General features: G+C 58.9%; 12 protein-coding genes and 4 tRNA genes. 6 read left to right on the top strand and 10 right to left on the bottom strand.

What is annotated here, in order from left to right; translation table 11 throughout:
- Positions 1-8 precede the first annotated feature (8 nt).
- Both AB5Y84_RS14805 and AB5Y84_RS14810 read left to right on the top strand, forming a co-directional pair.
- Entirely contained in the window at positions 9-1589 is a 1581-nt protein-coding gene (locus AB5Y84_RS14805) for a Na+/H+ antiporter NhaC family protein (protein ID WP_069527952.1), read from the top strand.
- Positions 1590-1680: 91 nt separating this feature from the next.
- On the top strand, positions 1681-2262 hold the full coding sequence (locus AB5Y84_RS14810; RefSeq protein ID WP_005351181.1) for a thymidine kinase: 582 nt from the start codon (positions 1681-1683) through the stop codon (positions 2260-2262).
- An 80-nt stretch (positions 2263-2342) separates the two neighbouring features.
- Here AB5Y84_RS14810 and AB5Y84_RS14815 read toward each other — a convergent pair whose 3' ends face one another.
- Complete coding sequence (locus AB5Y84_RS14815) at positions 2343-3680, bottom strand: flavohemoglobin expression-modulating QEGLA motif protein (RefSeq protein ID WP_149153116.1); 1338 nt, start codon at positions 3678-3680, stop codon at positions 2343-2345.
- Positions 3681-3838: 158 nt separating this feature from the next.
- Between AB5Y84_RS14815 and AB5Y84_RS14820 the strand changes: the two genes are divergently transcribed.
- Positions 3839-4294, top strand: a complete 456-nt coding sequence (locus AB5Y84_RS14820; RefSeq protein WP_005337119.1) for a YbjN domain-containing protein — start codon at positions 3839-3841, stop codon at positions 4292-4294.
- A 134-nt stretch (positions 4295-4428) separates the two neighbouring features.
- Positions 4429-4516 (top strand) — tRNA-Ser (locus AB5Y84_RS14825).
- A gap of 286 nt (positions 4517-4802) precedes the next feature.
- Here AB5Y84_RS14825 and AB5Y84_RS14830 read toward each other — a convergent pair.
- The 8 genes from AB5Y84_RS14830 to AB5Y84_RS14865 form a co-directional block, all read right to left on the bottom strand.
- The gene (locus tag AB5Y84_RS14830) at positions 4803-5525 is read right to left on the bottom strand and encodes an AcvB/VirJ family lysyl-phosphatidylglycerol hydrolase (protein ID WP_368177254.1); all 723 of its coding nucleotides are present in this window, start codon (positions 5523-5525) and stop codon (positions 4803-4805) included.
- Between the two features lie 11 nt (positions 5526-5536).
- Positions 5537-8086 (bottom strand): bifunctional lysylphosphatidylglycerol flippase/synthetase MprF, encoded by a 2550-nt coding sequence (gene mprF, locus AB5Y84_RS14835; protein WP_368177255.1) that lies wholly within the window; start codon positions 8084-8086, stop codon positions 5537-5539.
- Positions 8087-8237: 151 nt separating this feature from the next.
- The gene (locus tag AB5Y84_RS14840) at positions 8238-8420 is read right to left on the bottom strand and encodes a hypothetical protein (protein ID WP_005337116.1); all 183 of its coding nucleotides are present in this window, start codon (positions 8418-8420) and stop codon (positions 8238-8240) included.
- A 54-nt stretch (positions 8421-8474) separates the two neighbouring features.
- Entirely contained in the window at positions 8475-9800 is a 1326-nt protein-coding gene (gene rstB, locus AB5Y84_RS14845; protein WP_368177256.1) for a two-component system sensor histidine kinase RstB, read from the bottom strand.
- A gap of 21 nt (positions 9801-9821) precedes the next feature.
- Complete coding sequence (gene rstA, locus AB5Y84_RS14850; protein ID WP_368177257.1) at positions 9822-10532, bottom strand: two-component system response regulator RstA; 711 nt, start codon at positions 10530-10532, stop codon at positions 9822-9824.
- Positions 10533-10844: 312 nt separating this feature from the next.
- A tRNA-His gene (locus tag AB5Y84_RS14855) sits at positions 10845-10920 on the bottom strand.
- A 52-nt stretch (positions 10921-10972) separates the two neighbouring features.
- Positions 10973-11049: transfer RNA gene (locus AB5Y84_RS14860), tRNA-Arg, on the bottom strand.
- 37 nt (positions 11050-11086) lie between these two features.
- Positions 11087-11163: transfer RNA gene (locus AB5Y84_RS14865), tRNA-Pro, on the bottom strand.
- Positions 11164-11376: 213 nt separating this feature from the next.
- Between AB5Y84_RS14865 and folD the strand changes: the two genes are divergently transcribed.
- On the top strand, positions 11377-12231 hold the full coding sequence (gene folD, locus AB5Y84_RS14870) for a bifunctional methylenetetrahydrofolate dehydrogenase/methenyltetrahydrofolate cyclohydrolase FolD (RefSeq protein ID WP_005337113.1): 855 nt from the start codon (positions 11377-11379) through the stop codon (positions 12229-12231).
- A gap of 117 nt (positions 12232-12348) precedes the next feature.
- Here the strand turns inward: folD and cspD are convergent, their stop codons facing one another.
- Positions 12349-12567 (bottom strand): cold shock-like protein CspD, encoded by a 219-nt coding sequence (gene cspD / locus AB5Y84_RS14875; protein WP_005300025.1) that lies wholly within the window; start codon positions 12565-12567, stop codon positions 12349-12351.
- Positions 12568-12796: 229 nt separating this feature from the next.
- Here cspD and clpS point away from each other — a divergent pair, with 229 nt between their 5' ends.
- Positions 12797-13114: an ATP-dependent Clp protease adapter ClpS gene (gene clpS, locus AB5Y84_RS14880; protein ID WP_005337111.1), complete on the top strand. Its 318-nt coding sequence runs from the start codon at positions 12797-12799 to the stop codon at positions 13112-13114.
- Positions 13115-13124 lie beyond the last annotated feature (10 nt).

Consider the following 13124-nt stretch of genomic DNA (forward strand, 5'->3'; position numbering starts at 1 on the left):
AAGAGATCATGGACATTAGTCATTTCGCCGACTCCGGTTGGTCCGTTCTTCCCCCCCTGTTGGCTGTCGCGCTGGCGATCCTAACCCGCCGCGTACTGTTGTCCCTTGGTGTGGGCATCGTCACCGGCAGTTTGCTGCTCAATCAGTTTTCGCCCCTCGAATCCCTGCATTACATGTTGAATACCGTGCTCAAGATCTTCTGGGTCGATGGTGCGCTCAATCGTGACAACGTCAACATGATCCTGTTTATGCTGCTGCTGGGCGGCCTCATCAGCCTGATGAGCGTCTCCGGGGCGACCCGTGCCTTTGCCGAGTGGGCCGAGCGTCGTGCCAAGACCCGCAAGGGCGCCAAAGCCCTGACTGGCATGATGGTGTTTGCCTTCTTTATCGATGACTTCTTCCACAGCCTGTCGGTGGGGGCAATCTGCCGTCCGGTGACCGACCGCTTCCAGATCTCCCGTGCCAAACTGGCTTATCTGCTGGACTCTACCGCAGCGCCGGTCTGCGTGCTGATGCCCATCTCCTCCTGGGGGGCTTATATCATCGCCTTGGTTGGCGGCATCATGGCGGCCCACGGTCTGACCGAGCAGAGCCCCATCGCTGCGTTTGTCGAGATGATCCCGATGAACCTCTATGCCGTCTTCACCCTCATCATGGTGCTGGTGGTGATCGCCTGTCAGCTGGATATCGGCCCGATGCGTCAACACGAAGCGTGGGCGCTGGAAGGCAAGCTGTGGGATGAGTCCAAGGGCCGCCCCATCGGTCTGGATATGGAGAGCCCGGAGGAGAGCAACGGCGGCATGATCGACATGGTACTGCCGATCCTGACCCTGACCGCCGCCACCATCTATTTCATGATTGATTCCGGTGCTGCGGTGCTGAGCGAGAAAGGGCTGCCCTTCAGCGTGCTTGGCTCGTTCGAAAACACCAACGTCGGCTCTTCGCTGGTTTACGGTGCCCTGTGCAGTCTGGTGGTCTCCATCGGTCTGGCTATGCGCCTGAAGCTGGGTGCCAAGAACTGGATCAAGGCCGCGCCGCAAGGCGTCATGGCCATGCTGCCAGCCATCAACATCCTGCTGTTTGCCTGGACCATAGGTGCCGTGGTGCGCGACGTTGAGACCGGCAAGTACCTGGCTTCGCTGGCTAACGGCAACCTGCCGATCGAAGTGCTACCTGCCGTGGTCTTTATCCTCTCCTGTGCCATGGCGTTTGCTACCGGTACCAGCTGGGGTACCTTCGGCATCATGCTGCCGCTGGCCGGTGACATGGCCGCCGCCAGCGACATCAGCCTGATGTTGCCGATGCTGGCTGCGGTACTGGCTGGCTCGGTGTTCGGGGATCACAGCTCACCCATCTCCAGCACCAGCATCCTCTCTGCCACCGGTGCCGGTTGCCATCACATCGATCACGTGATGACCCAGCTGCCCTATGCACTGGCCATCGCCTTCGGTGCGGCCATCGGTTACCTGGCGATGGGCTTGATGCACTCCAGCCTGGCCGGTTTCAGTGTCAGTGCCCTCTGGTTCGTGCTCTTTACCGGCTATCACCTGAAAAAGGCCAAAGCGCGGCCAGTGTTGGCCACCGCGTAACATTTATAGAGCAAGGGGCCCGCGGGCCCCTTGGTTTTGTCAGGGGCTTTGGTTAGCATGCGCCCCATAAATTCAGTTTCGGAACAGTATCATGGCTTCACTGCACTACAAATTTGCCACCATGAATTCAGGCAAATCCACCCAGCTCATTCAGGCGCACTTCAACTATCTGGAGCGGGGCATGCATCCTCTGGCGATGACGCCAGCCATCGATGACCGTTTCGGGGTCGGGGTGATCAGTGCCCGGGTTGGCCTTGAACTGAAGGTGGACGTGTTCAGCGACAGCTGCGATCTGTTTGAAATGGTGAAAGCGCGCCATGCGAAGAAACATATCGATGTTTTCATCGTGGACGAGGCCCAGTTCCTGACCCGTGAGCAGGTCTACCAGCTGGCCCGCATCGTCGATGAGCAGGATATTCCGGTGATGGCCTATGGCCTCAAGACCGATTTTCGCGGCGAGCTGTTCCCGGGCTCCTACCATCTGCTCTGTCTGGCCGACAAGTTTGAAGAGCTGAAGAGTATCTGCTGGTGTGGCAACAAGGCTCACATGAACTCCCGGGTCAACGAAGCAGGGCAGGTGATGCGTGATGGCGAGCAGGTGGAGATCGGCGGCAACGATCGCTATGTGTCACTCTGTCGCAAACACTATCTCGAAGGTCGGGCCTACAAGTAAGTCGGCTGCGATAATTGAATCGTCGAGAAGGGCGCCAATCTGGCGCCCTTTTTATTTTCCCCAACTTGTATCGCTGTGGTTCAGTCTATCTCGATATCCACCGGCGCAATGATGGGGTCGGCCACCGGCAGGCGTTGAAATAGCTGGCGAAAATGGTGCTGTACCCGGCCGATATCGACCAGCGACATGCCGGAGGCAAAACCGAACCAGACATAGAGGCCGGTGAGATCGCGAAACATCGGCGGCAAATAGCGGGGAGCGGCAATCAGCCCCTCCAGATAGTGCTGATAGAGCACCGGAATGTCATCCAGTGTCACCTTGCCGACAAACAGCATCGGCAGGATCTCGGGCACCCCTTCCAACACGGCGCTGCGGATAAAGTTGACCGTCTCCACATAGCCACGCACGTAGGAGAGATCCTTGGTAAAGCAGGCGCCGCCGCCCACCATGCCGCCACGAAAGACCCGCTGGGTGATCTTGTAGGCGTCGTGCTCGCTGGTGCCCTGCTGCACGAAGTGCTGAAACACCTCGATAAAATCGGCGCCGCGTTCGGCCATGTCGATGGCCATCACCCGATCGGAGATACGCTTGGCCCGATCCGGAAAGGAGCTGAAGGTGAGGGTCTCTATCAGGACGGCCAACCCCTCCTGACAGGCGGTGATCCGCGGTGAACCGGCGCTCAGCCAGGTGGCATAAGGCTGCTGGCGACCGTTGAGGGTGGTGCCGACATGGACCCACCCCTCGTGTACCTCCAGCACCTGCAAGTCCAGCTCGGAGAAACGGGCGTGGGAGTTGAGCTTGATGTAGTCGCCACCGGCAGCGGCATCGGAGACGATGCCATCGCTCAGCTTCACCTGCACAGTGCCGTCACTGAAGTAGCTCGACAGCTTGCCCTGCAGTTTGGCGACCGCGGCCTCTCCTTCGAACTCCTTGGGGTAGGGGCGCACCAGATGGCGGGCGCCGGGCAGGGAGAAGATATCGCACAGGCGGGCGCCCAGCTCCTTGAGAGTCTTGCGATCCCCGCGCAGGTGATCGCTGGCAGAGCCATAAAGCAGCTGGCTGTAACGCAGAAAATCGGGTTGGCCGCGCTGGCGCAGCATCTCGATCACCACCATGTACTGATCGACCGTCTCTTGCAGGATCCGGCCAAGATCGTCCTGTGGCCCCAACTTTCTGCGGATCCGGTCCCGCAGCTCCTTGAGCTCCAGATACTTGTTGCGCGGATCGAAGCCGAGGGGGAGGGCATCATAGAAGTGCCTGTCGATAGCGGGCAGCTCCCTGCCACCGCTTGCCAGAAAGCGATCCTGCAGATGGCGTGGCCATTTGATGGCATCCAGAATGCGGATGGGTTTTTGCAGGGTGAGCAGCTCATCCGAGAGTGATTTCAGATGAAGGCGATACTTTTCTTGGATAGTCATGGGGCCCCCTGTGGGGCAAGCGTCATCGTGGATTTGGCTGAGTATATGCATAGCGCTTGCCAAAAAGAAGCGAGCCGCAGGGTTATCGGGTTGGCGTGCTTTTTGTTGATAGCAAATTGGTTTAGACTGCGCCCCTTGATCCCAATCTTGTCGTGGAAATGATGAATATCCCCAGCTCCGAAATGATAATGCGTTGGTTGCAACAGGCTCGTATCGAGCACTATGTCTGCGACCAGTGTCACGGTATCCACATTGTCTCTTTGCAGTCGGTCGATGGTATTCAGGAGAGCCGGATCTTCGTGGAAGAGGAAGGCCTGCTGTTCTCCTCCGAGCTGGAAGTGCGCCCCTCCGCAATGCTGCCGCTGGTTGCCGAACTGGGCCGACTCAATATGCAGTACCCCTCCCTCAAGGTGTTCCTCGATATCATCGATGACAACCTTCCGCGGCTGGTGGTCGGCCACACCGTCTTTACCAAGGCCGGACTCAGCGTCGAGCAGTTCCTGCTGTTCGTGCAAAGCACCATCGCTGCCACCCACGAACTGGTTGCCGAATGCGAACGTTCCGGCTTCCTCAACCTGCCAGAAATCCAGGTCGCACCGGAATCTGTGCATTAAGTGTTCGAACGGTTCGCCAGGTGAAAAAAGCCGTTGACGCGGGCGGGGCTTTCCCCTAAATTACGCCCCGTTCCAGCGCAACAGCGTAGCGAGCACCGTGTTGGCTGAACACGTTAAACCACAGACCAAAATTTGGTGAGGTGTCCGAGTGGCTGAAGGAGCACGCCTGGAAAGTGTGTATACGGCAACGTATCGAGGGTTCGAATCCCTCCCTCACCGCCAAATTGCAAAGCCCTGATGGAAACATCAGGGCTTTTTTTTTATGGCGCAATCCCGAGCAGTTGTCAGCATAGGACTGCAAATCCTCATTGTTGATAGCCCAGCATCTGGCTGAGCCGCTTGGCCAATTGGAGTGAACAGCCACAGTGATCTTGCTGCCGAACCCAAGCCTGATCCTGTCAAACTTGCTGTCGAATTCAGTTAAAGGGCCTCTCGCAAGAGAGGCCCTTTTCATTGCTCGCTGATTTGCCCTGCTCGGTACTTGAAAGGCATCCCGTGGTGATACTGGTTAATGCTCCACAGGCTGCGGATCCGGGGGCAGGTTCAGATGCTTGGTGATGGCCTGATAGAGCACCGGGTAATCATCCTCAAAGTGGTGGCCACCCGGCAGGGTGATGCTGGTGACGTTGGGTTGGTTGAGACGGGGGCAGAGGCGGTCGCCGTCATCGTCATCGGCTCCTTGCAGGCAGAGCATCGGCAGGTCGCGGATGGTCTTCACCTGCGGCTCGGTCGGGTAGCTCCGCGCCTTGTGGGTCACCATGTCGCTGACGTGGATCTCGAAATCCGAGCTGGTGGAGGGGGAGAGCATCACGGCACCGATCAGCCCCTGACGATAGTGCTCCGGCAGCCGGTTGATGACGAAGGGGACAATCTCGGCACCAAACGAGAAGCCCACCAGCAGCCAGCGAGGGCGCTGCCAGTGGGCCTGATAATCATCGAGGATCCGCTCCAGATCGGTGGTCACCTGCTCCGGGGTTTTCTTCTTCCAATAGTAGGTGAGGGAGCTCCAGCACACGACCGGTATGCCGTGCAGCTGAAACTGGGCGCTCAACCCCTTGTCGAGGGCTGCCCAGCCGCCATCGCCGCTGAGAAAGATCACCATGGGGGCGTCGGATGGCTGCTTGACCGGCAGCTCAATCAGGCTCAGGTCATCCTTGACCGGGGCGGCGTGCGCCGCAAACGACGAAACGGGCAGTACGAGACTGAGTAACAGCAAAATCAGGGCTCTCATTGGCCATGCTCCTATTTCTTGATTAGCCCCAGCGGGCCGCGGCTAATCAGGGTGATCAGGTGAGTCAGGGTTCTGGGCAGTACCAGCTTGCTGCTGCAGAGCAGGTAGTGGGGTTCCCAGCGGGGCGAAAATTTCTCCTTGTAGCGTCTGAGCCCCTGAAAGTTGTAAAAACGGCTGCCACGCACAAACAGGGTATTGCCAAGGCGGGCCCAGTAGCTGCCGAGCGGGTGATCGTTGAAGCCGGACATGGGGGCCATCCCCAGATTGAAGCTGGCGTACCCTTGCGCCTTGCCCCACAGCAGCAGTTCGACAAAGAGAAAATCCATGATGGGGGCGGTGCCGGTATCCAGGCTGTAGCGCATCAGATCGATGGAGAGCATCTCCTTGTTATCGCTCACCCAGAGGTTGGCAAAACCGACGATCTGCCCCTCGTGCCACACCAGCGCAGCCGGGCTCAAGGTCAGGTAGTCAGGCTCGAAGCGGCCGACCGAGAAGCCCTTCTCCTTGCCCATCTTGCTCTGCAGCCAGGTATCGGAGACGGTTTGTAATCTGGGCAGCAGGGGGGCCACGGCACTTGCCTCGACCACCTCGAAGGTCAGTCCTTCCCGTTTGCCCTTGGCGTGGCTCTGGCGCAGGTTGCGCAGCCGGCTGCCCGCCAGATCGAAGGTGGCCAGATCGACCATCGCCTCTTCACCGAGCTTGAAGGGGATCAGCCCCAGCTCCAGATAGAGCGGAAGATAGCGGGCCGAGACCTGATAAAAGACCGGGTTGGCGTCGTGCTCGTCGCACCGCTCGCGAAATTGCCAGAGCAGCTCTTCGATCTGCTCGGGGCGGCCGACCGGATCCCCCATCACAATCCAGCTGTTGCCCTCGATGCCATACATCAGGAAGGCATCGCCGGCGGGGTGGAACAGTAGGGACTTGTCCTGCAACTGGGCCAGATAGCCGTGGATCCCCCCTTCGCGCACCACCAGCTTTTGGGCGCGCGCCAGCGTCTCCTTGTCCGGTTTTTCACCGACTACGCGCAGCGGTGCAAGCAGCTGGGCAACCCCGGCCACGGCCAGCACGGCCACCACGCTCCCCATGGCGCGCAGGCCGCGGGCCGCCCCGCCATGGGGCGAGAAGTGGAACCAGAGGGCGTGGTCGTACTCCACTTGGCGATAAGAGAAGAGCAGCAGCCACAGCGCTCCCAGCAGCACGGCGCCGACCGAGATGAGCCAGCCAGGGGTGTATTGGGGATAGAGCAGCGACCCCTTGCGATAGAAGAGAGAACGGCAGGGGGTCATGATCAGCAGGAAGCTGCCAAGCAGCAGGGCTGACTCCCAGTCGCCCCCCTTGAGCAGGGAGAAGGCGATCCCCAGTGCCAGCAGCAGCTGGGTGATGCGAAACGCGGCGTCGTGACGGCGATAGAGGCTGCGCGCCAGCAGGATCAGGAGGATACCGCTCACGCTGCCGAGCACGTGGGAGAGCTCCAGCAGATGGAGCGGCAACACCTGCAGCCAGACTTCAATGTGGCTGCGCATGGTCGGGATCATCCCCGAGCAGAGCAGTAGGCTGCCGGCGGCGAAGGTGCCCATGCTGATAAGGGCGGGAAGAAATTCGCGCACTGCGCTCATCAGCCCCTGTAGCCGCTGCCAGCGCGCTTTTTGTTGCAGCATCTCCTGACTTGCAAAGAGCAGCAGGGCACAGAGAAAGGGAAGCAGGTAATAGATGCAGCGATAGAGCAGCAGCGAGGCGAGCAGCTTGTCGGTTGGCAGATAGTTAGCCAGCAACAGGCTCATGCTCGCTTCGAACACCCCAATCCCGCCCGGCACGTGGGCCAGTACCCCGAGGAAGCTGGCCAGCACGAAGGCACTGAGCAGCACAGGGTAGGGGACGCTATCTGCAGGCAACAGCACAAACAGCACGGCGGCGGCGGCCATCCAGTCGGCCAGCGCGACCAACAGCTGCAACAGACGAACCTTGAAGCAGGGCAGGATCAGGCTGTGTTCGCGCCAGGAGAGACGGTGTGTGGGCCAGCAGAGGTAGCAGGCCACCAACAGCAGAGCCATGACGCCCGCCAGCCTGAGCAGGGTATCTGCCCATTGCGGCCAGTCAGGCAGCAGCTGTGATACATCGCAGGTCAGTAGGGCGCCACCTCCCCACGCCAGCAGGCCGAGGAAAAAGGTGATGGAGCAGAACAGCACCACTCGGGCTACCTCACCGGTCGCCAGACCGAGAGCTGAGTAGAGCCGATAGCGTACCGAGGTGCCGGTCAGCAGGGCGAAGCCCAGGGTGTTGGAGAAGGTGTAGGCGATAAAGGAGGTGATGCTGACCTGTTGCCAGGGAAGGCGCTTGCCCAGCGCATGGAGCGCCAGCATGTCATAGCTGCAGAGGCAACCATAACTGAGCAGGGTCAGTAGCAGGGCGCCCGCCAGTCGCGGCAGGGGTTGGGACCAGATGGCCATACGAATATCGTGCCAGTGCCATGCCTGAGTCAGGTGATACAGTACGGTCAGTGCGGTGCCGAGCAGCAGCAAGCTGCACAAGGGGCCGAGCCATTTAAGCAGATGACGCCACATGCCATGTTCCTGTGGTCATTGACCGTTTCCCGCAAAGGGGGCCGGGTCGTGGATCCGGTTTGGACGAGGGAGGCGCTCGTCAGGAAAATTTCGGGAAGAGATGGAAAGGGAGGCGTCAGCCTCCCTCTGTGCTATCCAGTGACCGGTTGGATCACTTGGTTTTCGGCGCGACTTTGACGGCTGGGGTCTTGGCGTGGGTGGCTTTATGGTGTTTTTTCACCACCTTGGTCTGGGTCGCCTGCGGTGTGGCTGTCTTGGTCGGAGTGGCCGCCATGGTGAAACCGGAAGTGAGGGCGAAGACGGCTGCCAGGGTCAGGGGAATGATCTTTTTCATGTTCAATTTCCTTATTCGGGTTGATGTTATGGAGCGTTCTCCATGACAGTCATCCTATGACGGTTGCAGCGGCCCTTCAGTGAGCGGTTGGTGACGGTTTGTATCCAAATGTACAGGCAGGGTGAGGCAGAAGCGGGCGCCGTGGTCACTGGCCAGCAACGCCACATCCCCCCCGTGATGACGGGCAATGCTGCGCACGATGGCCAGCCCCAACCCGGTGCCGCCGGTGCGACGATCCCGGCTCTGATCAAGGCGTACGAACGGCTCGAAGATCTGGGGCGCCAGCGCCGGATCGATCCCCGGCCCATCGTCGCTCACCTCCAGCAGATAGTTTTCCTGCAGCCGCGAGATGGAGAGGGTAACCTCGCTCTCGGCGTAGCGCAGGGCATTGCCGATCAGGTTCTCCACCGCGCGGGTCAGCAGACGCTGATCGCCGCACCAGGGCATGTGGCGTGGCGGCAAATCGAGGGTGAGCCTCTTCTCGGGTGCCAGCGCTTGCCAGTCGCCGAGATGCGCTTGTGCCCAGTGGCTGAGCTCCAGCTCGTCCTGCTGCAGCGGCAGTTCGGGTCTATCCAGCTTGGCGTAAGTGAGCATCTCTTCGATCAGGGCGTCCAGCGCTCCCAGATCTCGCTCCAGCGCCTGCTGCTCCTGCTCGGCAGGGGCAGGATCGAGCATGGCAAGCCGATAGCGCAACCGGACCAGCGGGGTGCGCAACTCGTGGGCGATGGCATCGGTCAGTTGCTTGCGGCTGGCAATCATGGCCTGCAATTGGGTCGCCATTTGATCGAAGGTGCGTCCCACCCGGGCCAGGCTGCTGCCCGGCGGCAGATTGGTTCGGCAGGAGAGATCCCCATCGCCCACGCGACGTGCGGTTTGCTCCAACTGCTGCAATCCCTGCCAGTGGGGACGCAACCAGAGCAGAATGGGCAGGCCGAGGGATAGGCCGATCACCAGCAGCAGCCCCACATCGACCCAGTGCAGCTCGTGCAGGTAGGAGAGGTAGGGTACAGGGCCGACAATCAGCACCCGATCGGTATCGGGGATGCGCTGCAGGAAGGTGTCATCCTCCTCGACGATGACAATGTTGCCGGCAGCCAGAAAGGCCTGATCCTCGCTGGCCAGGGGCTGGCGCACCAGCTCGCCGATCTTGAGGGGGAGGGTAAACTGACTGCTCTGCTCGGCCAGCCGATCGGGCCAGCGCTCGGGCGGGGTTCTTGCCAACTCGCCGGTCAACAGGCCAAGAGAGCCCTGCATCATGCGTTCGAGATAGCGATCACCCGCCCGTTCGGCGGTCACCTGATAGACCACACCCACCAGCAGGATGGCGAGGGTGAAGCAGCCTATCAGCAACAGATAGAACTGGATAAAGAGGCGGCGCATGGCGGTGCTCCCGAAAGAGGGTTATTCCCAGGCGTGAGGGATGAAGAGGTAGCCTTTTTGGCGCACCGTCTTGATCCGAGTCGGGTTGTCGGGGTTATCACCCAGTTTGCGGCGCAGGCGGGAGATGGCCACATCCATGCTGCGATCCTGACCGTCGTACTCCCGGCCGCGCAAGCTGCGAAAGAGGGCTTCCCGACTCAAGATTTGGCCCGCGTGGCAGGCGAGCTCCCACAGCAGATCAAAGTCGGTGGTCGAGAGAGCAACGCTCTCGCCATCGAGCCGCACATCTCGCCCCGGGCCATCCACCCGCAGCCGACCAAATTGCAGTTGCTGTGGAACGCTGCTGGTGGCTGCCGGTTGGGTTGATGCTTGCGGGTGCTGGCGAAACTGCACCCTCAGTCTGGCCAGCAGCACGGGGGGGGGGGTGGTTTTAAGGATGTAGTCGTTGGCGCCCAGCTCCAGACTAAGGATCTGGTTCATGTCGCTATCCAGCGAGGTGAGCATTACGATGGGGCCGTCGAAGCGCGGCCGCAGATCCCGACAGAGGGACATGCCATCCTGCCCCGGCAACATGATATCGAGCAGCACCAGGTCGGGCTGTTCTGCCTCGACCCGGGCCAGCGCCATGTCTCCTCTGGGCTCGAGGATCACGTCCATATCGTGGCGACCGAGCCAACTGCTGATGAGCTGGCCAATCTCGGGATCATCTTCGACAAAAAGAATGCGTTGCATAGAAAAGCTCCAACGGAAAGCAGGAGAGAAGAAGAGCGATCAGCATATCAATGGCGCTTGGGAAATACAGAAAAAGAACCGGGCAGGCTGATGTGCGGGGGAGTGCGGCTGTGTGTATCGATGGGGAGGCGCACATCGTGACAAATGTGCAGAGCCGCGTTTATCGGTCTGGAGGATGGCCTTGCAGACAAGGCATGGCACTGTCGAGCGCAAAACAAAAAACCGGCCAAGGCCGGTTTTTTGTGGAGCAGACCAGAAGGTCACTGCACCAAGTCGATGGAGATCACCTTGCGGCGATTATCGACAGAATAATGGGGTGGCTGATGGGGCTCGAACCCACGACAACCGGAATCACAATCCGGGACTCTACCAACTGAGCTACAGCCACCACTGAAATTTTCATCAACGCTCGCCAATCCAGAAGGATTGGGGAACATCAATGGCGCGCCCTGCAGGATTCGAACCTGCGACCCACGGCTTAGAAGGCCGTTGCTCTATCCAACTGAGCTAAGGGCGCTTTGTATCAACCCGTTTTGAGGACGAATCGATGAACATGGTCGGTGATAAAGGATTCGAACCTTTGACCCTCTGGTCCCAAACCAGATGCGCTACCGGGCTGCGCTAATCACCGAAAATCCCTGACCAGCATATCGACAAGAGTCGTACTGGGCAACGGGCGGGCATCATAGCCAAGCGTAAGGGCCAGCGTCAACGACTTTTTCCCCCAGTAAATTCAAGTGCCTACTTATTGCCCGCTACAGGTCTGGCGTGCGTCTGCCGCTAACATCCCGGCTAAAAAAATGCGACAATGCGCGGCAGTTGAACACATGGTGAGTGGAGAACGATGTCTGCCAAAATCATAGATGGAAAACAGGTTGCGCAAACGATTCGCAGCCAGGTCGCGGCGCAAGTCCAACAGCGGTTGGCGGCAGGGAAACGGGCTCCAGGGCTGGCAGTCATTCTGGTGGGGGCGGATCCCGCCTCTCAGGTCTATGTCGGCAGCAAACGCCGGGCATGTGAGGAGGTGGGGTTTCTCTCCCGCTCCTATGATCTGAGTGCAACCGCCAGTCAGGAAGAGCTGCTGGCGCTGATCGACCAGTTGAATGCGGATAGCCACGTAGATGGCATTCTGGTTCAGCTGCCGTTGCCGGATCACTTTGATACCACTCAGGTGCTGGAGCGGATCCAGCCTGACAAGGATGTAGATGGATTTCACCCGTATAACGTCGGTCGTCTGGCCCAACGTATTCCGGCGCTGCGCCCCTGCACTCCGAAAGGGATCATGACGCTGATCGAGACCACCGGCGTGAAGACACATGGTCTGCATGCGGTCGTGGTGGGAGCGTCCAACATCGTCGGGCGTCCCATGACCCTCGAATTGTTGCTGGCTGGCTGCACAACCACGACCTGTCACCGCTTTACCCGGGATCTGGAAGAGCAGGTTCGCCGTGCCGATCTGCTGGTTGTTGCGGTCGGCAAGCCCAACTTCATTCCTGGCGAGTGGATCAAACCGGGGGCACTGGTAATCGATGTGGGCATCAATCGCTTGGCTGATGGCTCGCTGGTCGGGGATGTGGAGTTTGAGACGGCGCGCAGCCATGCCTCCTTCATTACTCCGGTACCCGGTGGTGTGGGCCCGATGACGGTCGCCAGCCTGATGGAAAATACCCTGATCGCCTGCAGTGAATATCACGACTGATCATGGCTGGTGATAACCCTGCGATCCCGTGAGGAGGCAGGATTCGCCAGAAATCTGACAATAAAAAACCGGTTGCTCAGAGAGGAACCGGTTTTTTATTTATCCAACGGGTGTTATTTACATATTTTGTGCTTCGTTTGGCACAATCACAGAGGCGTGATTTCCTTTCGGCCCCTGTTGCAGTTCAAAATTGACAGCTTGACCCGCTTTCAGGGTCTTGTAGCCCTCCATTTGAATCGTGGAGTAGTGAGCGAAGATATCCTCACCGCCCCCTTCCGGACAGATAAACCCAAATCCTTTTGCGTTGTTAAACCACTTAACTGTGCCGGTTGCCATACTTCTACATCCTTTTATTGATTACCCAGAAGTCGTTGAGTAACCTGCGCCAGCCCTTTATAACTAGGGACATGGGCCCATAGCAGACGGGCACAGATTAGCAAGTAACCAATCTAGTCTAACTTTTGAGCGAGTCAAGAAGTTGTTAACAGCTGATGTGATCTGGTTAACAAGTCTATTGACAACCTTGTGTTAGACGGTAGTAATCTAGAGGTACCAAAGCGCGATTATGAGCAAGCAGAAAGAACTCTTTGCTAATGAAGAGATTGCAGAAGCAGAGAAAACAAAGCTGCAGCCGCCACCCATGTATAAGGTTGTGTTGAACAACGATGACTACACGCCCATGGAGTTTGTGGTGGAGGTGCTGCAAAAGTTCTTTGGTATGGATTTGGACAAGGCGACTCAGGTCATGCTGAGTGTGCATTATAGTGGTAAGGGTGTCTGCGGCATGTTTACCGCAGAGATCGCCGAAACCAAGGTTGTCCAGGTCAACACCTATGCACGTAACAACGAACATCCACTGCTCTGTACTATGGAAAAGGCTTGAATCTGATGAC

Source organism: Aeromonas sp. s11, from assembly GCF_040907945.1.
GTDB lineage: Bacteria > Pseudomonadota > Gammaproteobacteria > Enterobacterales > Aeromonadaceae > Aeromonas > Aeromonas veronii.

Bases quoted from the DNA above. Each gene is read 5' to 3' on its own strand.
- AB5Y84_RS14805 (WP_069527952.1), top strand. From the start codon at position 9: ATGGACATTAGTCATTTCGCCGACTCCGGTTGGTCCGTTCTTCCCCCC.
- AB5Y84_RS14810 (WP_005351181.1), top strand. From the start codon at position 1,681: ATGGCTTCACTGCACTACAAATTTGCCACCATGAATTCAGGCAAATCC.
- AB5Y84_RS14815 (WP_149153116.1), bottom strand. From the start codon at position 3,680: ATGACTATCCAAGAAAAGTATCGCCTTCATCTGAAATCACTCTCGGAT.
- AB5Y84_RS14820 (WP_005337119.1), top strand. From the start codon at position 3,839: ATGATGAATATCCCCAGCTCCGAAATGATAATGCGTTGGTTGCAACAG.
- AB5Y84_RS14830 (WP_368177254.1), bottom strand. From the start codon at position 5,525: ATGAGAGCCCTGATTTTGCTGTTACTCAGTCTCGTACTGCCCGTTTCG.
- mprF (WP_368177255.1), bottom strand. From the start codon at position 8,086: ATGTGGCGTCATCTGCTTAAATGGCTCGGCCCCTTGTGCAGCTTGCTG.
- AB5Y84_RS14840 (WP_005337116.1), bottom strand. From the start codon at position 8,420: ATGAAAAAGATCATTCCCCTGACCCTGGCAGCCGTCTTCGCCCTCACT.
- rstB (WP_368177256.1), bottom strand. From the start codon at position 9,800: ATGCGCCGCCTCTTTATCCAGTTCTATCTGTTGCTGATAGGCTGCTTC.
- rstA (WP_368177257.1), bottom strand. From the start codon at position 10,532: ATGCAACGCATTCTTTTTGTCGAAGATGATCCCGAGATTGGCCAGCTC.
- folD (WP_005337113.1), top strand. From the start codon at position 11,377: ATGTCTGCCAAAATCATAGATGGAAAACAGGTTGCGCAAACGATTCGC.
- cspD (WP_005300025.1), bottom strand. From the start codon at position 12,567: ATGGCAACCGGCACAGTTAAGTGGTTTAACAACGCAAAAGGATTTGGG.
- clpS (WP_005337111.1), top strand. From the start codon at position 12,797: ATGAGCAAGCAGAAAGAACTCTTTGCTAATGAAGAGATTGCAGAAGCA.